The sequence below is a fragment of the Mesorhizobium sp. A556 genome, from assembly GCF_054489545.1.
The window spans coordinates 331952-349365 of record NZ_JBTMXA010000002.1 but is presented as its reverse complement, the minus strand read 5'-3'; the positions used below and the strand labels follow the sequence as shown (position 1 = coordinate 349365).

18 protein-coding genes and 1 pseudogene are annotated in these 17414 nt (G+C 62.2%); all 19 read right to left on the bottom strand.

From position 1 onward, the window contains the following. Nucleotide 1: 1 nt before the first annotated feature. The 19 genes and pseudogenes from ACX3P0_RS06265 to ACX3P0_RS06175 all read right to left on the bottom strand — a co-directional run bounded on the left by ACX3P0_RS06265 (nt 2) and on the right by ACX3P0_RS06175 (nt 17399). Complete coding sequence (locus tag ACX3P0_RS06265) at nt 2-676, bottom strand: response regulator transcription factor (protein ID WP_459082058.1); 675 nt, start codon at nt 674-676, stop codon at nt 2-4. Between the two features lie 111 nt (nt 677-787). Then, nucleotides 788-2320 (bottom strand): DegQ family serine endoprotease, encoded by a 1533-nt coding sequence (locus tag ACX3P0_RS06260; RefSeq protein ID WP_459082045.1) that lies wholly within the window; start codon nt 2318-2320, stop codon nt 788-790. A gap of 126 nt (nt 2321-2446) precedes the next feature. Further along, on the bottom strand, nt 2447-2911 hold the full coding sequence (locus ACX3P0_RS06255; protein WP_459087319.1) for a cytochrome c-type biogenesis protein: 465 nt from the start codon (nt 2909-2911) through the stop codon (nt 2447-2449). Beyond that, nucleotides 2908-4899 (bottom strand): heme lyase CcmF/NrfE family subunit, encoded by a 1992-nt coding sequence (locus ACX3P0_RS06250; RefSeq protein WP_459087317.1) that lies wholly within the window; start codon nt 4897-4899, stop codon nt 2908-2910. Before ACX3P0_RS06250 ends, ACX3P0_RS06255 begins: the two co-directional genes overlap by 4 nt. Nucleotides 4900-4913: 14 nt before the next feature. Further along, complete coding sequence (gene ccmE, locus ACX3P0_RS06245; RefSeq protein WP_459082048.1) at nt 4914-5357, bottom strand: cytochrome c maturation protein CcmE; 444 nt, start codon at nt 5355-5357, stop codon at nt 4914-4916. 3 nt (nt 5358-5360) lie between these two features. Continuing rightward, nucleotides 5361-6497, bottom strand: coding sequence for a c-type cytochrome biogenesis protein CcmI (gene ccmI, locus ACX3P0_RS06240; RefSeq protein WP_459087315.1), 1137 nt, complete (start codon nt 6495-6497; stop codon nt 5361-5363). Between the two features lie 91 nt (nt 6498-6588). Continuing rightward, nucleotides 6589-7032: a hypothetical protein gene (locus tag ACX3P0_RS06235; protein ID WP_459087313.1), complete on the bottom strand. Its 444-nt coding sequence runs from the start codon at nt 7030-7032 to the stop codon at nt 6589-6591. Nucleotides 7033-7141: 109 nt separating this feature from the next. Next, nucleotides 7142-8530, bottom strand: a complete 1389-nt coding sequence (locus ACX3P0_RS06230) for an ATP-binding protein (RefSeq protein WP_459087311.1) — start codon at nt 8528-8530, stop codon at nt 7142-7144. 31 nt (nt 8531-8561) lie between these two features. Continuing rightward, nucleotides 8562-9227 (bottom strand): response regulator transcription factor, encoded by a 666-nt coding sequence (locus ACX3P0_RS06225; protein ID WP_459087309.1) that lies wholly within the window; start codon nt 9225-9227, stop codon nt 8562-8564. Between the two features lie 101 nt (nt 9228-9328). Next, nucleotides 9329-9649 (bottom strand): hypothetical protein, encoded by a 321-nt coding sequence (locus tag ACX3P0_RS06220; RefSeq protein ID WP_459082053.1) that lies wholly within the window; start codon nt 9647-9649, stop codon nt 9329-9331. A 115-nt stretch (nt 9650-9764) separates the two neighbouring features. Further along, complete coding sequence (locus ACX3P0_RS06215) at nt 9765-9971, bottom strand: hypothetical protein (protein WP_459087308.1); 207 nt, start codon at nt 9969-9971, stop codon at nt 9765-9767. A gap of 33 nt (nt 9972-10004) precedes the next feature. After that, nucleotides 10005-13820: pseudogene (locus ACX3P0_RS06210) on the bottom strand (baseplate multidomain protein megatron). A gap of 13 nt (nt 13821-13833) precedes the next feature. Continuing rightward, a complete protein-coding gene (locus ACX3P0_RS06205; protein WP_459087306.1) occupies nt 13834-14295 on the bottom strand; it encodes an NlpC/P60 family protein in 462 nt (153 codons plus the stop codon). Nucleotides 14296-14303: 8 nt separating this feature from the next. Further along, the gene (locus tag ACX3P0_RS06200; protein ID WP_459087304.1) at nt 14304-15194 is read right to left on the bottom strand and encodes a DUF2163 domain-containing protein; all 891 of its coding nucleotides are present in this window, start codon (nt 15192-15194) and stop codon (nt 14304-14306) included. After that, nucleotides 15191-15841 (bottom strand): phage distal tail protein, Rcc01695 family, encoded by a 651-nt coding sequence (locus ACX3P0_RS06195; RefSeq protein WP_459087302.1) that lies wholly within the window; start codon nt 15839-15841, stop codon nt 15191-15193. Before ACX3P0_RS06195 ends, ACX3P0_RS06200 begins: the two co-directional genes overlap by 4 nt. A gap of 8 nt (nt 15842-15849) precedes the next feature. Further along, entirely contained in the window at nt 15850-16407 is a 558-nt protein-coding gene (locus ACX3P0_RS06190) for a phage tail tape measure protein (RefSeq protein WP_459087860.1), read from the bottom strand. A gap of 10 nt (nt 16408-16417) precedes the next feature. Continuing rightward, entirely contained in the window at nt 16418-16603 is a 186-nt protein-coding gene (locus tag ACX3P0_RS06185) for a phage tail assembly chaperone (RefSeq protein WP_459087301.1), read from the bottom strand. A gap of 44 nt (nt 16604-16647) precedes the next feature. Further along, nucleotides 16648-16986 (bottom strand): gene transfer agent family protein, encoded by a 339-nt coding sequence (locus ACX3P0_RS06180; RefSeq protein WP_459087300.1) that lies wholly within the window; start codon nt 16984-16986, stop codon nt 16648-16650. Then, complete coding sequence (locus ACX3P0_RS06175; protein ID WP_459087298.1) at nt 16983-17399, bottom strand: phage major tail protein, TP901-1 family; 417 nt, start codon at nt 17397-17399, stop codon at nt 16983-16985. Before ACX3P0_RS06175 ends, ACX3P0_RS06180 begins: the two co-directional genes overlap by 4 nt. Nucleotides 17400-17414 lie beyond the last annotated feature (15 nt).

Here is a 17414-nt window from a genome sequence, read left to right as displayed (position 1 = left end):
GTCAACTGCTCTTCAGCATGTAACCCGCGCCGCGAACGGTATGGAGGATCGGCTTGTCGAAACCCTTTTCGATCTTGCCGCGCAGTCTCGAAACATGAACGTCGATGACGTTGGTCTGCGGATCGAAGTGATAGTCCCAGACATTTTCAAGCAGCATGGTGCGCGTCACCACCTGCCCCGCATGGCGCATCAGATATTCGAGCAGGCGAAATTCGCGCGGCTGCAGTGTGATTTCCTGGCCAAGGCGCTTGACCGTGTGGGAGAGCCGATCGAGTTCGAGATCGCCAACGCGATAGACGGTTTCGCTTTCCTTGGCGCCCGCGCGGCGGTTCAAAACCTCGACCCGAGCAAGCAGCTCCGAAATGGCATAGGGCTTGGTCAGATAATCGTCACCGCCGGCGCGCAAGCCGGTGACGCGGTCGTCCACCTCGCCCAGCGCAGACAGGATAAGAACGGGCGTGGTGTTGCCGCGCGAGCGCAGGCCAGCGATGACCGAAAGCCCGTCCCGCCGTGGCATCATCCTGTCCACGACCATGACGTCGTAGTCGCCTGAATCGGCCATGGCAAAGCCAGTTTCCCCGTCTGCCGCAATATGCGTGGTGTGCCCGGCTTCCGTGAAAGCCTTCTTGAGATAGTCCGCCGCCTCGCGGTCGTCTTCCATGACCAGAATCTTCATGGCGCCGTTATAGCCGATTTCCGAGGATCGGGTTGCTCGCATGATAACCTCGCTCCAATCTCGCTATTGCGGCAGCGGACGATGAGCGTCCGCTGCCGCTGGAACCAGCTTTCAACCCTGCTGGGCTGCGGGCAGAGCGACAAAACGGTTGTTGTTGTCGTGGGTTATCTGGAACAGTACCGACTTGCGCCCGGCTTTGGCCGCGTCGGCCATCGCCTTGGTAACATCATCAACGCTTCCGACTTCGGTCGAATTGACCGCAACGATCGTATCGCCAGCCTGGATGCCATGATCCGAGGCGGAACTGTCCGGATCGACATCGGTTACCAACAAGCCCTTGCCGTCATCGGACTTGGTGACGGTCAGGCCAAGATCGGCAAGCGAATCGGATGTCGGGGAAGATTGCGGCTGATCGTCGGCCGACGCCTGCTTGTTGGCGGCGGGCAGATTGCCAAGGTCGATCTTGACCGTGTCGATCTTGCCATCCCGCCAGACGCTGAGTTCGACAGGCTTGCCGGGGGCTTCCGCAGCAATCAGACGCGCGAGTTCCTTGGGCGAGTCGACATCCTTGCCATCGACCTGCGTGATCACGTCGCCGGCAACCACACCAGCCTTCTTGGCCGGCCCATTGTCCTGGGCGCTCGCCACGAGTGCGCCCTTTTCCGACTTCAGCCCAAGCGATTCCGCGATGTCGGCGGTCACCGGCTGGATTTCGACGCCAAGCCAACCGCGCTTGACTGAACCGGTTTTCATGAGATCGGCGACAACGCTCTTGGCCGTCGAAGCGGGAATATCGAACGCGATGCCGACATTGCCGCCCGAGGGCGAGAAGATGGCGGTGTTGATGCCGATGACCTCGCCGTTCAGGTTGAAGGTAGGCCCACCGGAATTGCCGCGATTGACCGACGCATCGATCTGGATGAAATCGTCATAGGGGCCGGCGCCGATATCGCGGCCGCGCGCCGAGATAATGCCGGCGGTAACGGTTCCGCCAAGACCGAACGGGTTGCCGACGGCCACCACCCAGTCGCCGACGCGAGCTTTGGAATCGTCGCCGAAGGCCACATAGGTGAATTTCTGGTCGCTATCGACTTTCAGCACGGCGAGATCGGTGCGCGGATCGGTGCCGACGAGCTTGGCGTCGAGTTCCTTGCCGTCGCTCATCACGACCGTAAAGGCAGTTCCTTCAGCGACCACATGGTTGTTGGTGACGAGGTAGCCGTCCTCGGAGATGAAGAAGCCGGAGCCCTGGGCCACAGGACGCGGCTTGTCGTTGCTGTGATCGCGTTGGCTGGGGCGCCTGTTGCCGTCCTGGTTGCGGCCACCGCGAAACTGCTTGAAGAATTCCCGCAGCTGGGGATTGTCGGGCATGCCGTCTGGCCCCTGGAACATTTCGAAACCGTTGTCGGAGGTCTGCTGTACCTTGGCCTTGACGCGAACGCTGACCACGGCCGGCGAAACACGTTCAACGACATCGGCAAAGCTCGGGACCTGCGGCGCCTGGACATGCACCGCGTCGGCCAGAACCGGTGCCGTTCCTGTTGTGACTGCACCAAATCCGATTGCGCCGACTATCGCCAAAGAAGCGACGGCTGCCATCAGGCTCTTTCGCGTACGCGAGTATGAAGTAGGGGCCTTGTTCATGATCTCTGTCCTTTGCCATATTGGTCGGGTGCGCAAACGGCATCCTCAAGACAAGAGATAGAGCGATCGACATTACCGCTTCATTTCCGGCGAATGAAACTTTGGTAATGTTAGGCGGGTCGAAATTCAGCTGCGGCGCAAGACCTCGTCCAGCCGGGCCTGTTCTTCCGAAGTAAGCGAAGGCGCTTCGCGGCGGCGCGTGCGGGCCGAAAAGAACATGGCGATTGCACCCGCCAAAAGCAGGATGAGCGGCGTTGCCCACAACAGCACGGTGCGGACGCTCAAACGCGGCTTCAGCAGCACAAACTCGCCGTAACGGGACACGACATAGTCGACCACCTGGGCGTCGCTGTCGCCCGCCTTGATCCGATCCCGCACAAGAACGCGCAGGTCGCGCGCAAGGTCGGCATCCGATTCATCGATCGACTGATTCTGGCAGACCATGCAGCGAAGGCCTTCCGAGATCGTCCTGGCCCGCGCCTCAAGCGCGGGGTTCGGGAGCATCTCGTCGAGCTTCACGGCAAATGCGGCTCCCGGCGACAGCATCGTAGAGAGCACGACAAGAATGGCGAGCAGAGATTTTACGTTCATGGCAAGGTCGGGGCCACGGCGGCACCTGATTTCTCGCGGCGGCGCGATGGAGCACCGACACGCAGGCGTCGATCCATCAGCGACATGCCCGCGCCCACCATCATCACCAGCGCGCCGAGCCAGATCAGCGTCACCAGCGGCTTCCACCACAAACGCACAACCACCGAGCCATCGGTGCCGTCATCGCCGAGCGAGATGTAAAGTTGGCTGAGCCCGAGCGTCTTGATGCCGGATTCCGTCGTCGTCATCTGCCGGACCGGATAGAAGCGCTTGGACGATACGATTTCAGCCCCGGTCTTCCCATCGTCGCCGATAATGTGGAACCGCGCGATTTCCTCGCTGTAGTTCGGTCCCTTGGCCGGGGAAAGCCCCTCGAAACGAACCGTGTGGCCGGATAGCTCCACATCGTCTCCGGGATGCATGGAGAGGATTTTTTCGGTGCCGAATGAGAGCGTTCCGACGATACCAAGCAGGGTCAGCCCCAGACCCATGTGGGCCAGCGCTGTACCGTACATCGAGCGCGGCAGCCCGACAAAACGCCGAAACACGGAAGACAACGCTACCTTGCCAACGCCCGCCTTGACCGCAAGATCGGTAAGAGCGCCGAAAATCAGCCAGAAGGACAGGCCGACACCCGCAATGGCGAAGGCCGACGCACCGTCGATGAAGAATGCGGTCACCAGGCTCGCCACAAGGGCGGCGGCAAAAGCCGCCATCAGCCGCTGGGCCACGGCGGCGACATCACCGCGCTTCCAGGCCAGCAGCGGCCCGAACGGAACCACGATCAACAGCGGCACCATCAAGGGGCCGAACGTCAGGTTGAAGAAGGGCGCGCCAACGGAAATCTTGTCCGAGGAAACGGCCTCGAGCAGCAGCGGATAGAGCGTGCCGACAAGAACCGTTGCCGCAGCGGTGGTCAGGAACAGATTGTTGAGGACAAGCGCTCCTTCGCGCGAGATCGGATGAAAGACGCCGCCCGTCGTCAAGGTGGAAGCACGCCAGGCAAACAGCGCCAACGACCCGCCGATAAAGAACATGAGGATGCACAGGATGAAAACGCCGCGCGTCGGGTCCGTGGCAAAGGCGTGAACGGAAGTCAGCACACCGGAGCGCACGATAAACGTGCCGAGCAGCGACAGCGAGAATGTCAGGATCGCCAGCAGCAACGTCCATATCTTCAAGGCCGAGCGCTTTTCCATGACGATGGCCGAATGAAGCAAAGCGGTTCCGGCCAGCCAGGGCATGAACGAGGCATTTTCCACCGGATCCCAAAACCAGAATCCGCCCCATCCAAGTTCGTAGTAGGCCCAGTAGGACCCCATCGCTATCCCGCCGGTGAGGAACATCCACGCGACAAGCGTCCATGGCCGTACCCAACGCGCCCAGGAGGCATCGATGCGGCCGTCGATCAGGGCCGCGACGGAAAACGAGAAGCAGATCGAAAAACCGACATAGCCAAGGTAAAGCAGCGGCGGGTGAACCGCGAGGCCGAAATCCTGAAGGATCGGGTTGAGGTCGCGGCCTTCTATCGGCGCGGGATTGAGCCGGGTGAACGGGTTGGATGACGCCAGCATGAAGAGGAAGAAGGCAGCGCCGATGGAACCCTGCACGGCAAGTACGTTGGCCTTGAGGGTCGCAGGCAGGTTCGAGCCGAACACCGCGACCAGCGCGCCGAAGAACGTCAGGATCAGCACCCAGAGCAGCATCGAGCCTTCGTGATTGCCCCACGTGCCGGTGATCTTGAAGATCAGCGGCTGCAACGAATGCGAATTTTCCCACACGCTCTGCACTGAGAAATCCGACCCGGCATAGGCCATCGCCAGTGCGGCGAAGGAAAGCGCGGTCATGGCAAAGCCGGTAACGGCGACCGGCCCCGCCACGGCCATCATCCGCTCGTTTCCGATGCGCGTGCCGATAAGCGGCACCGTCATCTGCACCAATGCCAGCGCAAATGCCAGAACGAGTGCGAAGTGCCCGATTTCAACCATGTCCGCTGCGCCTGTTATTCACCTTGGCTCTCCTGCCACACGCCCTTGGCCTTCAGTCCGTCCGCCACTTCTTTGGGCATATAGCGTTCGTCATGCTTGGCCAGGACGCTATCGGCGACGAATACGCCGTCAGGCCCGAACGCCCCTTCCGTGATGACGCCCTGCTCCTCCCGGAAGAGGTCCGGCAGAATGCCCGTATAGACTACCTTGACCGATTTTTGCGTGTCGGTCACGGAAAACGCCACGGTGGCGCCCTGCCCTCGCTGGATCGTGCCTTTTTCGACAAGACCGCCCAGCCTGATGCGTTGGCCCGGCTGAAGCGTGGCGGCGGTCAAGTCGGCTGGCATGTAGAAATAGGACGCCTTCTGGCCAAGCGCATAGAACGTCAATCCCGCCGCAGTCGCCAGGAAGGCCAGACCCGCGACAATCACCGAAAGCCTCTTTTGCTTGCGCGTCATTTTCTATTCCGTCTCGGTCAAGCCCAGCGCAGCGGCAAAGGCGACCAGCTTTTTTGCCTCGTCGCTTTGCAGCCCGAATGCGGCAACAGCGCGGTCGAGCGCGTCCCGCGCCTGCCCGGTCTTGCCAAGCACGATGTAGGAACGAACCAGGCGCGCCCATCCCTCGGTGTCCCGTGGATTTTGCCGGAGTTTTTCGTCGAGTGCCGCCACCATGGTTTCGATCATCTCGGTTCGCTCCTGCGCCGACATGGAGGATGCAGCATCCATATCCTGCTCTGTCGGGCCGACCGTGTTGCCTGCCGCTTCTTGCCGCTTTCCAAGTTCGGCAAGAGCGGATTCGGCAGCCTCATGCCATGCTGAATCCGGCGGCTGGGTTGCAAGCATGGCCTGCCATCTGGCGGCCGCGTCGTCCTTGCGCCCTTCCTGAGCCATGGCTATCGCCAGATAGAAGCTTGCCTTGGGATTGGCAGGTTCAAGCTTGAGCGCGGCTTCGAAAGCCGCCTGCGCATCCGTGGAGACGATGCCGCCGGCAGCGTTGGCGATCGCCTCGCCAAGTCCGGCCTGGCGAGCCGCACTATCGCCATCGAGGCGAATAGCGTTGCGATACGCGGAAATGGCGTCTTCGTAACGGCGCATTCGCTGATAGATCGGCGCCACGACATCCCAGCCGCGCCCATCCGACGGATTTTGTGCAAGATGCGCCTCGGCTCGCGCCACCAGTTCGTCGATCGAACTGTCGGCGGGATTTTTGGCCAACCTCTCCGTGAGCGGTTGAGACGGCAGGTCCGGCGACCCCAACTGGCTATAAACACCCCAACTGACAAGCGGAACGAAAAGCACCGCCATCATCGTGACCAGGCGCATCGTTGCCGAGGTTCCCGGCGCACGCGCGTTTTCGACGGATGGGGCACTATCGAGGCGAATAATCCGCCGCGCTATCTCGGCGCGGGCCTGCTCGGCCTGGGAAGGGTGGATCAAACCTCGCGCAACGTCGTGATCCAGTTCCGATAACTGGTCGCGATAGACTTCCAGATCATGGCTTGAACCTGCGTGGCCGCCCTTGGGGCGGGCAGCCAGCGGAAGCAATACCGCCAGGCTCGCACCCAGCGTCAGAATAGCGGCTATGACCCAGAACAGCATATCAATTCCAATAGCGGCATAGCCGCCGCCTGCCAACATGAGCGTCCTGCGACGCTTTGGCTGTTGCCCCGCAGGACCGCGCCAGCCCGGGTCAGGTCAACGGTGTCCAACTGCCGTCCGCATTGCGGCAGGCCGTGCCTCGCGCCGTGGCTGCGGGCCCGCCAGCAAACACGGTATGGGTATATTGCCGGCAATCCTGCGAGCCTACCCGATAGGGCTGGGCGGCCACGACTTCTCCATACCGGTTGGACGTGTCGCTTTTCCAGGTAACGGTCTGGCCGCTGGCTGTATATTCCAGCGCCTTGTACTCGGCTTCCAGGCCGCGGCGCTTTTCCCGTTCCGTCAAGCCCGCGCCGATCTTTCCGCCGACCAGGCCGCCGCCCATCGCGGATATGATCGTCGAGGCGATCTTGGCCGGGCCGCTCTGCCCCGTCAGGGAAGAAGAGAGCTTGGCACCAATGCCGCTGCCGGCCCCGGTCGATGCACAACCGGAGATCACCAGAAGCCCCAGGAAGAGTGTTGAACGTATCTTCATTCGTAACCGGAATTCCACATTGCGGTGCCGTCAGGTGCCGGCTGCGATACTGTCCAAGTTTGACCCAAGTTTGGCCGACCCAGGGTCGGGACCTCTTCAACGCCCGGCTTCATGAAAGGCTCCGCAATCGGACCCGCGCTTTCAAACCGCCTAAATTCGAGCGTTCGAGAAAGAGCGTCCCTCCATACTCGTTGACGAGGTCGGCGACAATGGCAAGCCCCAATCCCGTGCCGGGTTTGGTTTCGTCAAGACGGCGACCGCGCTTCAGGGCTTCGCGCGCCTTGTCTTCCGGTATGCCCGGTCCGTCGTCTTCTATGCCGATCTCGAACAGATCTTCCGTTTCATCCTGGCGCACGCGCGTAACCGATACCTGAACGGCGCTTTTTGCCCATTTCATCGCGTTTTCAAGCAGGTTTCCCAGTACCTCTTCCAGATCCTCTCGCTCGCCCGCAAATACGATGTCATCGCCAGTCTGCACGAGCGTCAGCCGGGTGTCGGGATTGAGCTTTTGCACGACGCGCACCATGCGCTGCAGCAGCGGCGTCACCGGCGTGCGATAAACGACGCTGTCGCGCTGCGCGGCAACACGGGCGCGCTGGAGATAATGTTCCAACTGCCCCTGCATCGATGCCGCCTGCTCGGATATGAGCCGGCCTTTGGCGCCGCCCAGCGCGCGCCCTTCATTGGTCAGGACGGCAAGCGGCGTCTTCAGCGAATGCGCGAGATTTCCAACCTGTGTGCGCGAACGTTCGACGATGCGCTTGTTGTTTTCGATAAGCGCGTTCGTTTCGTTGGCGAGCGGTTCGATTTCGGCTGGGAAACGGCCGGTCAGCCTTTGCGCCGTTCCTTCGCGCACCAGGGCCAGCGCATCGCGAACCCTGCGCAAGGGCTGAAGCCCGATCAGGATGGCGATCGCGTTGATGGAGATCATGCCGAAGCCAAACAAGGACAGATATGTCAGCAAACGCCGCTGGAACGTGTCGATCTCCTGCTCAAGCTCGGTCTGATTGCCCATCACGCGAAAGCGGGCAGCACGGTTCTTTGCGTCGAGCACGAACTCGCTCTCGAACACTTCCAAATCCTCGCCGTTAATGCCAGCGATGGTATAATTGCGTTGAAACGACGAATTAAACGGCACCTCGGCTACGCTTGGCGAGGGAATGGCTTCCGTCATCGAGGACGAATGCCGCTCCCCGGTCACACCTTCGGACGCAGGCTGCACGGACCAGTACCAGCCAGAATTCGGCTCCGAGAAGCGCAAATCGCCAAGGTCCGGCGAGCCGGTCAACACCCCGGTGTCGGAGATGCCGACGGACCCGATCAGGTTGAAAAGATGCGCCGACAACAGGCTGTCGAAACCACGTTCGCTGGCCTGCCGGTAGAGCGTATTGATAAGCGTAAAGATGACGATCAGCGCCACGATCGCCCATATCGTCGAAAAAGCGACGACGCGAAACGCCAGCGAACGCGGCCATGAGCGGACCGACAGCTTCCTCATAAAACCTCGACTGGTGCGAAGCGGTTCCGCCTTACGCCTCCGGCTCACGCATTCGGTAGCCCATGCCGCGTACCGTTTCGATCATGTCGATGCCCATTTTCTTGCGGAGCCGACCGACGAACACTTCGATCGTGTTGGAATCGCGGTCGAAATCCTGATCGTAAAGATGCTCGACCAGTTCTGTTCTCGATACGACCTTGCCCATATGGTGCATCAGATAGGCCAGCAGTCGAAATTCGTGCGACGTCAATTTCAGCGGCGTGCCGTCGACATCGGCCTTCGAAGCCTTGGTGTCGAGCCGAAGCGGACCGCAGGTCAGTTCCGACGAAGCATGGCCGGCCGCGCGGCGGATAAGCGCCCGCAACCGCGCCAGCACTTCTTCGATATGGAAGGGTTTGGCGACATAATCGTCGGCGCCGGCATCGATGCCGGCGACCTTGTCGCTCCAGCGGTCGCGCGCGGTGAGGATGAGAACGGGCATCTTGCGGTCGTTGCGCCGCCAGCGCTCAACGACGCTGATGCCGTCCATCTGCGGCAAGCCGATGTCGAGAACGACGGCGTCGTAAGGCTCCGTGTCGCCCAGGAAGTGCCCTTCCTCGCCATCAAAGGCGCGGTCCACCACATAGCCGGCGTCGACGAGAGCGTCCGACACCTGCCTGTTGAGATCCTTGTCATCCTCGACGACGAGTACCCGCATCCTGTTCTTCCCTAAACTGTCGCGTCGAAATCAGGATTGGTTGCAAAACGCGGGACCAACTATAGGCCGATTCCCGCATGGGTGGAAACGGAAGTCTCTCCTCAATTCTGAGGAACCACGACTTCGGTTCGGCGCGGGCGTTTTCCGTCCTTGCCGGGCACAAGCACCACGATGACGCAAACCGGCTGGCCGCCCTGCGTGGACTGCGACGCCTTGGCCAGCGTCCCGCCATGCTGCTGGGCTACCTGCTGCCCTACGGAGTAACAATCCGACGCAACCCTCACGAAGGAATCGGACCGGACCAGCACGCTGGCTTGGCCGGCCGGATCGGCACGCGGCATGGCAGTTGCCTGCGCTGCCATCAAGCCGGCCGAGGAGAGGGCCAGAATCGCATTTCGAAGAAGGGTCCGGAGCACGTTCATGACAGCGTCCTAACGCATCGGTACTGAACATGACATGAACAGTAAATATTCGTGATCCATGCGTCCCCCTACGCGCTGGCTCCGGTCCCCGGCCACGGAGCCTCGCCCATTCATCCTAGCCTATCCGGTGTTTTGCCGACAACCGCCCAAACACGGCAATCAGGCCGGAAACGGCGCTTATCGCTTGCAGCAGGGTATCGGTAAGCGCCGAACTGTCCAGCCCGTCGATCGGCAGGCCGGTCAGCCCGGCCGCGCCGGTGAGAACCGTCACGATGGATGCCCAGATCGTGCGCGAAAGATACCAGGGCTTGCTTGTCGTCATGGTCACGTCCTTTCGATTGAAATGGCTGTCCGATCAAGAAAGCGAAAAGCGGCGCATGGCGGCGATGCCCCAGCCCGCCGCAACGCTGTGTTGCCGGACCTTGACATCGATCACGCTCGGCATCGCGCCAAAATCCGATGCAATATCAGCGTCTTGATATACAAAGCTCGTGTCCGAAACGTTCTGGCTGCGCACGATTTCCCCGCCTGCGGGCGCAATCTCGATCCGGTACTCCTCGCGCTCCTCGCCGAGCGGAATGTCGATTGGCTCCCACCTGTCGGCATCTATGCGGCCGCGCCGTATCCACGACAGTTTGAGGCTGCCGCCGATCCGCTCGGCTTTCAGATGGACCGGCGAGAGCGGCAACAGCGACCGGACACCGCCAATCTCGGCTTGGGTTATGAAACTGGCATCGGACAGGTCGGAACCGGAAGGACCGACACGCCAATTCAGGAGCAGACCCATTTCGCTTTCCAAAAGCCCCGCCGAAACCAGTGCGTCATCGATCAGAACGAAATCGGCGCCGGCAGGCGCACCTGTCTCCATCGCGTCATTCGTTCCCAATTGACCGCGCAGCAAGCCCGAAAGCCGCCAGAGTTGCGGCGAAACTTCCTCCGCTCTTTCGAACTGGACGACCTCCCACGCGCCCAAAGTCGAGCGGATCGCGGCAGCGTTGGCTCCATTGAGAAGTTGCAGCATGCTGACCGTCGCGAGTTCGGAATCGAACAGTTCGACGAGGATCGAGCCGGCCCTGTCGATCCGCCCTTCGTGGCCCGGTTCCAGGGTCGTCGCCAGCCGGCCCAGCACGGCTGCCTGATCGGCCATAGAGCGATAGACGAAACCGGCATCCTCGGGTGACACGAAAAGCGCCTGACGCCGCCAGGGTTTTTGCCAGACCGCGGCCCGAAATTGCGCTTGCGGATCGCCCTCGCCGATTGCCGCGGGCAGATCGAGGAACAATGCATGCGGCTGCCCGACCGGCACCGACGTCGCCGTGACGCCACCTGCACTGACGGGACGCCAGGGCGTGGGTGTCGTTCTCGCGATCTGGCGCGCGGAAACCTTCCTGACCAGCCCGTCTTCCACCTGCATCACCAGAAACTCGGAAGAACTGCCGGAATCTGGAATCCGCACGATCGATCCGGGTAGAATTTCCACCTGGGGCTGCGCGATGGAGAATGTCGCCGTCTCGCGCTGATACCATATGCGCTTCAGCCAGTCGTCGAGCAGTGCCTTGCCCTGCCCCGTCTCCAGCACGCCCGGAAACGAAATGCCGTGCTGTCGGCTGCCAGCCGCGCCCAGCCGAACGCTGCGCACGGACGTCGATTGATATTCCGTGAGCGGATTGAGAAACGCCAGCGTCGCCTCGGCGGGCAATTGGTGGTCCGGCGCTCGCACGGTCTCGACCAGCGGCCCGCTTTCGTCGACTGCCAGTTCGGTTGCAATCCGGTAGCGCCGGCTTGCCTGAAAAGCAGCGCATCGGCATTTTCGCAAACGACAATGTCGAAGAGTTCGGCCAGCGGCTCGATCGCGGCACGGGCCGAGGTCGGGTCGGCGATTACATAGCCCTCGACGGTTCCCTCTACCCCCTGGGTTTCAGCCGGAGGTTGGCCGTGATCAACCAAGATAGCGTTAATGAGTGTCCCGACGCCAGGATTTGCCAGCCTTCCGTTCAGCCAATGGCCACGATCCCAGTTCGCACCGTCGCTCCACAGATCGCCGCGCAGCGGAAAAGCCGGGAATGGCCGCGCGTCCCATGCCCAGGGATAAATACGCGCCGTATCGATCATTCGCCCGTCATAGACGGCCGATTGCGGGTTGTGGCAATCTTCGAATCCCGCCCCCGATGGGAGCCAATAATTCATATGGGCTTCGAGATAGCGGCGCTGCGCGCTGTCGGAGCGGCCGCCGTCCGAGAAATAGGGCGATGCGCTTTCCACCGACTTGGGGTCCGGAAATACGTTCGGCTGGTTCGGGCCCTTGTCGGTCGCCGGGCATCCCTATCCTGTTGAAATGCCGGTTGGACCACCAGTTGACGATGTCCTTGTAACGATAAGTCCACGGCTTGCCGTATGCGCCATCGGTAATCGGAGCACGCTCTCGCTGGCCTCTCGCCTCCGGGCTCGGATAATACCAGTCGAAGCCCTCGCCGCCCGCAACCGCGTTGGCCATCCCCTGGGCATCGTAAGGGGAAGCGAAACCGTCTGGGTTTCCTCCCCCGTAATCGCCGTCGCGCCAGTCGGACAGCGGCATGTAGTTATCGATGCCGACCGCATCGATCGCCGGATGCGCCCATAAGGGGTCGAGGTGGAAAAAGACGTCGCCGCTGCCATCTTGCGGGTGGTGGCCGAAATATTCGCTCCAGTCCGCGCCATAGGTGATCCTGGTTTGAGAACCCAAAACCGAGCGCACGTCGGCCGCCAGCCCGCAAAGCTGCTCGACGAAGGGAAAGGCGTTCGCGTCGTCGCGAAGGCTTGTCAGGCCGCGCAACTCGCTGCCGATCAGGAGCGCATCGACGCCCCCCGCCAGTATCGCCAGATGGGCATAGTGCAGGATCAGCCGCCGGTAGCCCCACTCCTCGGAACTGCCGGAAAAGGCGACCGTGTCGAGGCCCGCCGCAAACTGGGAACTGACGGCGGAGCCGCAGAATGCCGACACCTGGATGCGCGCCGACGCGGTCTTGTCCGCGCTGCTGGACTGCATCGGCGCCGGGTCGGCCGTAATACGCCCGCGCCACGGGTAGCTTGGCTGGCTTGCTCTCCCATATGGGTCGGGCAAGGCATTGTCCTCGGCAATGTCCATCATCACAAACGGATAGAGCGTCACCGAAAGACCGCGCGCTTTGATCTCGGCAATCGCGCTCAACACGCTCGCATCCGATGGCGTGCCGCCATAGGCCGCGCCCCCGTCATGCCGCGAGACGACAGGTGCCACATCGCGCGCAATGCCGGAAACCACCCATTCATGCGAAAGTCCCTCGTCGCTGGCCGTGGTTACCGCTGGCCTTATCCGACAGTGGCCCGCCCGCAGATCGTCCCCGAACCATGAAACGATCAGGGCGATGTGTTGCAGGTTCGGGCATGTCATCTGCAACTCGTCGAGCGAAGCGGCAATATCCGTGCCTGCAAACAGCACATGCCTATTGATGGCCTCATGCTCGCCCGGTCGAATCTCGCGTGTGACGAGATCGGCCGACAGGCCGTATTCGGTGGCGCCGGGGATCAGTGAAATGGCCGTTATTTGCTGGCTCAGCGTTCCGACCGGCCGGATGACCTCGAACTGCATCTGCGGAATGCGATTGCCGTATTCGCCTGTGTCGAAGCGATCGACCACGACATAAGCGACGCCGCGATAGGCGGGGGCATTTCCGGCGCCCTGCTTCGCCTCGATGAGAGGGTCCACGGGTTGGGCCAGGCTACCGTTGTAAACCCGGATATCGACCTTCTCCCGGTCGATTTCGCGTCCATCGACCCAGATACGGCGGATGCCGGCAATCTCTCCTTCGCACAACAGGAAGGCGACATTGGCGAAGTAGGAATACTCCGTCACTTTCGGCCCAAGCTTTCCCTGACGGCGCGTCGACTTGCTCTCCTCGAACCGCGTTGCCCAGATCAGCGTCCCGCCAAGACGTGCGGTCCCATAAAGGCGCGGGATCGCCACGCCCTCCTCCGCGGTGAAGGGCCGCGCGCTGGTCAGGCGTGGCCCTTCCAGATGTCTGGTACTGTTGATCAGCGCGCGGTCGACAACGTAGCCGGCAATCGCGCCGGCAGCCGATCCGATCGCGCCGCCAACGGAACCGAGAAAGCCGCCGAGATAGGAACCGGCAGCTTGCAGCAGAATAGTCGCCATAACCGCTCCGGCGTTAGATTGAATTTTGAGGGAATTCTGGAAAGGCGAAGGCCGCCGCGATGCGCCGACGCCATTGCGGGACCAGCGCGGATTTCGTCACGCTCCCACCACCTTGATAGGCGTGGACGAAATGGGTGTCGGCCACCAGGATACCGGCATGCTTGACCGGCAAATGAGACCGCCAGCGAAACAGCAGCAAGTCGCCGGCCTTCGCGTCGCCCAAACATTTTTCCGGGAAATTCCGCCGCACGCCTGTCAAAAACTTTTCCTCGCCGCCGGCCTCCGCCCAGTCAGGTGCATAAGGTCCGGGTCGCTCAAGCTCGAAGCCGTAGAGGCCACGCCAGACACCGCGAACCAGGCCAAGGCAATCGCAGCCGATACCCTTCTGATCGGCTTGATGCCTGTATGGCGTACCGACCCAGGCCGTGGCTTCGCGGACGACCCGTGCTGGAATGGAGAGGCCGCGGTCAGCCATATCGCCGGTCACGGGACGACAGGCCCGCCGTCAAAATTGCCGCCGCCGACGACGTAGGAATAAGCGGTATCGTTGCCGGGAAGGTGCGGAAAACCCTGAAAATTCACGGAATTGCCGAACTTCGCCTTGCATGTCGCGAAGCGCTTGTCGCAGCCGGTCAGAACCGTAAAGCTATCGCCGATTTCAACAAGCGGACCGACGCGAGGCTGCATCACCAGAACCATGTCTCCGCTCGCCAGCCGATGGTCGACAATTCTTTCGACCCGGCCCGCCCGCGCACCTGAAACCCATGTCAGCGTGCCGGACGAAAACCAGCCGCCTTCGAACTCGCCCAGACCGGAGACCACGATCTTGCCGGCAGCATCGACCGCTTCAACCTCGCCGTTTGCCTTGAATCCGGGCTGGTCGAGGACGAAGCGACAGCGCGGATCGCCCAGTTCGGCGTCGCAGGTCCGGCTGACGATGCGACCGTTCGGCTGGTCCAGCCTATGGACCAGGCTTTCAAGCTCGGCCACGAAGCTGTCGTCGCTACGCATCATCTTGCCGATGGTCGCCGTTCTCACCAGCACGAAATCCTGCGGTGCGCGCCAATTGACCAGAAACGTCTCGACCTTGGCTGCGTCGTAAAGACCGGCGGCGATATCCTCGTCGCGAATACGGTCGGACGAAAGCGCGCCCTCCACGTCCACCGTATCGACGGCGAGGCCCAGCGTATCGCGCGCCTCGCTGGCACTAAAACCCGACTGCGGCTCGAACACGGTCGCGCCGATTGCCAGTGGCCGGTCATGGTCCGTAAAGCCGCTTACATCGCCATCGGTCCGGGTCAGGCGCCAGCAATTGCAGACCGTCGTCACCTCGCGCGAAAAATGCTCGACCAGCGCTTGCGGATAGCTCGTCACACCTGCACCTCGATCAGCGGAATGGATGGGATCTGGCCGGCCTTGAACGCCTTCAGGCTGATCGAAATCCGCTCCGTATCGAAACGAACCGGAACGTCGAATTCATAGCCGCAGGTCACCGCAAGGCCGTCACCCGGCATTGCGCCTGGCGCAAAGACAATCTCGCCGGTTGCATCGTCGAATGAAAACGCAGCCGGCGTGGAGGCTTCACTACCGGCCACCGCGACGCGCAAGGTCGCAGGGACAGGCTTGCGGATCGCGCGCCGATAGGCGTCCTCGCCTGAACCGTAAACCTTCACCAGCGGGAACCGGGCGGTCACGCCGTCGCCGATGCCGATCTGCTGATCCAGCATGGACGGCGTCTCGCCCGGCCGGCACGATTTACGGTCGAACGGATCGCGGAAACGAAAAGCATGCAGCGATCCGCGCCGCGCCTCGAAAAACGCCACCACGTCATGCAGATCGTCGAGCGAGCGCACGCCGGTGCCGGCGTCGTAATGATAGCGCGACTGCGAAAATCGCGCATTGCGCTTTTCCCGTCCGGACGTCAGCGCGACGATCTCGTTGCGCCGCTCCGGACCGCCGGTCGCACCGAAGGAGACGGCCGGCGGGAAAGACACGTCGTGAAAACTGGCAAGCTCTGTCATCGGCTTCCTCAGAACGTTCGCGAGCCGCGCGAGACGGCACGCGCCAGCATGCCGGTGATCTGCGCCTCGGATTTGCGAAAGGATGCGGCGTCCTGCGCCGTCACGTTGAAGACGACGTTGACCGGCGCGCCGCCGCCGGCCGACGCCACGCCAAGACTGCCGTCCGCACCCCGCCGAAGCGGCAGGATCGCCTCGCTGCCCGCTTCGCCCATCAGGCCGACGCCGCCGCCCATCGGGAAATAGCTGGGTCGCGATACGATGCCGCCCGAGGCGAAGGGAACGACATGCCCCGGCACGCCGCCCTTGGCGAAGGGCGAAATGCCCGACAACCCGCCAAGCAGACCGGAAAACAGCGAACCCGCCAGCGACTGCAGCGGCTTCAGCCCCTGGCTCAGCGCCATGCCGGCAAGGTTGAGGCCGACACGCCGCAACACATCGTCCAGTTCACGGCCGCTGACGGCGGCACTTTTCAGCGCCCCGGCAAGCTGGTTGCCGAAATTCCCGGAAAGCTTTTCGAGACTTTCCAGCGCCAACTGGAACGGGGCGGTATCGGCGCGGATCGCCACGGTTACATCTTCAACCAAATCGATCTTCCTTTGTTGCAAAGTCAGGGAATGCGCGCATCAGCGCCGCAAGATCGGCGCGCGCCGGCGGCGTCGATCCGGCTTGCGGCAGAACGCTCATCGCCCGCTCGAATTCGATCGGCGTCATTGCCCAGAAAGCTTGTGGTGCCAGCCGCAGCAGGCCAAATCCCACGGCCATGACGTTGTCCCATGGAAACGCCGCCCTGGTGCCTGCCGCGGCCTCTAAGGGTTTGGTTCGGGCGCGTCCTTCGCGGCCCCGAAAGTCGTAGTCAAAAGGTCGGCTACGATGGCAGCAAAACCTGCGGCCCCGTCGTCCGAGCGCATGGCACCCACCGCATCGTCGTCCACATCCTCGCCAGCGCCGCGCAGGCCGGCACCAATGATGCGGATCATGTCCAGCGCCGACAGGCGGCCGTGCGAGAACCGCTCCACGAGCGCTGAAAGATCGTCCGCCGCGAATGCCGACTCGAGTTCCGACAATGCGCCAAGCGTCAGGCACAACCGGCGCGGCCTGCCGTCCAGTTCGGCGGAAATTTCGCCGCGCCTGCGGTTCGCGCTCATGACGCCACCGTAAAGCCGACCGCTCCGGCCGATTCGAGTGCCACCTCGAACGTCACCTCGCCGTCATGCGCGCCGGTATATTCGAGCGACGTGATCTGAAATGGCCCGGTAATGGTGCCGAAATCCGGCACAGCCACCTGCCAGTCCGAAATTTCCCCCGCGAAGAAGCGCAAGCGGATGGCGGCATCGGATTGCGCATCCTTGAAGATACCGGAGCCGCTGATTGAAGCGCGCTGCACGCCGGCACCCTCCAGCAATTCGCGCCAGCGCCCCGCCGAATCGGCATCGGTGATGTCGACCGTCTCGCTGTTGAAGGCGATCCGCTTGGAGCGCAGCCCGGCCACGGTGACAAATGTGCCGCCGCCATCGGAATCGAGTTTGAGAAGAAGGTCCTTGCCCTTCTGTGCGACCATGCCCTGGCCTCCTGA

What these genes read in the sequence shown, in the direction of transcription:
- ACX3P0_RS06195 (WP_459087302.1), bottom strand. Translation starts at nt 15,841, where the DNA reads ATGACAGAGCTTGCCAGTTTTCACGACGTGTCTTTCCCGCCGGCCGTC.
- ccmI (WP_459087315.1), bottom strand. Translation starts at nt 6,497, where the DNA reads ATGCTGTTCTGGGTCATAGCCGCTATTCTGACGCTGGGTGCGAGCCTG.
- ACX3P0_RS06185 (WP_459087301.1), bottom strand. Translation starts at nt 16,603, where the DNA reads ATGGCCGTGGGATTTGGCCTGCTGCGGCTGGCACCACAAGCTTTCTGG.
- ACX3P0_RS06205 (WP_459087306.1), bottom strand. Translation starts at nt 14,295, where the DNA reads ATGGCTGACCGCGGCCTCTCCATTCCAGCACGGGTCGTCCGCGAAGCC.
- ACX3P0_RS06215 (WP_459087308.1), bottom strand. Translation starts at nt 9,971, where the DNA reads ATGACGACAAGCAAGCCCTGGTATCTTTCGCGCACGATCTGGGCATCC.
- ACX3P0_RS06175 (WP_459087298.1), bottom strand. Translation starts at nt 17,399, where the DNA reads ATGGTCGCACAGAAGGGCAAGGACCTTCTTCTCAAACTCGATTCCGAT.
- ACX3P0_RS06265 (WP_459082058.1), bottom strand. Translation starts at nt 676, where the DNA reads ATGAAGATTCTGGTCATGGAAGACGACCGCGAGGCGGCGGACTATCTC.
- ACX3P0_RS06250 (WP_459087317.1), bottom strand. Translation starts at nt 4,899, where the DNA reads ATGGTTGAAATCGGGCACTTCGCACTCGTTCTGGCATTTGCGCTGGCA.
- ACX3P0_RS06180 (WP_459087300.1), bottom strand. Translation starts at nt 16,986, where the DNA reads ATGAGCGCGAACCGCAGGCGCGGCGAAATTTCCGCCGAACTGGACGGC.
- ACX3P0_RS06260 (WP_459082045.1), bottom strand. Translation starts at nt 2,320, where the DNA reads ATGAACAAGGCCCCTACTTCATACTCGCGTACGCGAAAGAGCCTGATG.
- ACX3P0_RS06255 (WP_459087319.1), bottom strand. Translation starts at nt 2,911, where the DNA reads ATGAACGTAAAATCTCTGCTCGCCATTCTTGTCGTGCTCTCTACGATG.
- ccmE (WP_459082048.1), bottom strand. Translation starts at nt 5,357, where the DNA reads ATGACGCGCAAGCAAAAGAGGCTTTCGGTGATTGTCGCGGGTCTGGCC.
- ACX3P0_RS06220 (WP_459082053.1), bottom strand. Translation starts at nt 9,649, where the DNA reads ATGAACGTGCTCCGGACCCTTCTTCGAAATGCGATTCTGGCCCTCTCC.
- ACX3P0_RS06235 (WP_459087313.1), bottom strand. Translation starts at nt 7,032, where the DNA reads ATGAAGATACGTTCAACACTCTTCCTGGGGCTTCTGGTGATCTCCGGT.
- ACX3P0_RS06225 (WP_459087309.1), bottom strand. Translation starts at nt 9,227, where the DNA reads ATGCGGGTACTCGTCGTCGAGGATGACAAGGATCTCAACAGGCAGGTG.
- ACX3P0_RS06230 (WP_459087311.1), bottom strand. Translation starts at nt 8,530, where the DNA reads ATGAGGAAGCTGTCGGTCCGCTCATGGCCGCGTTCGCTGGCGTTTCGC.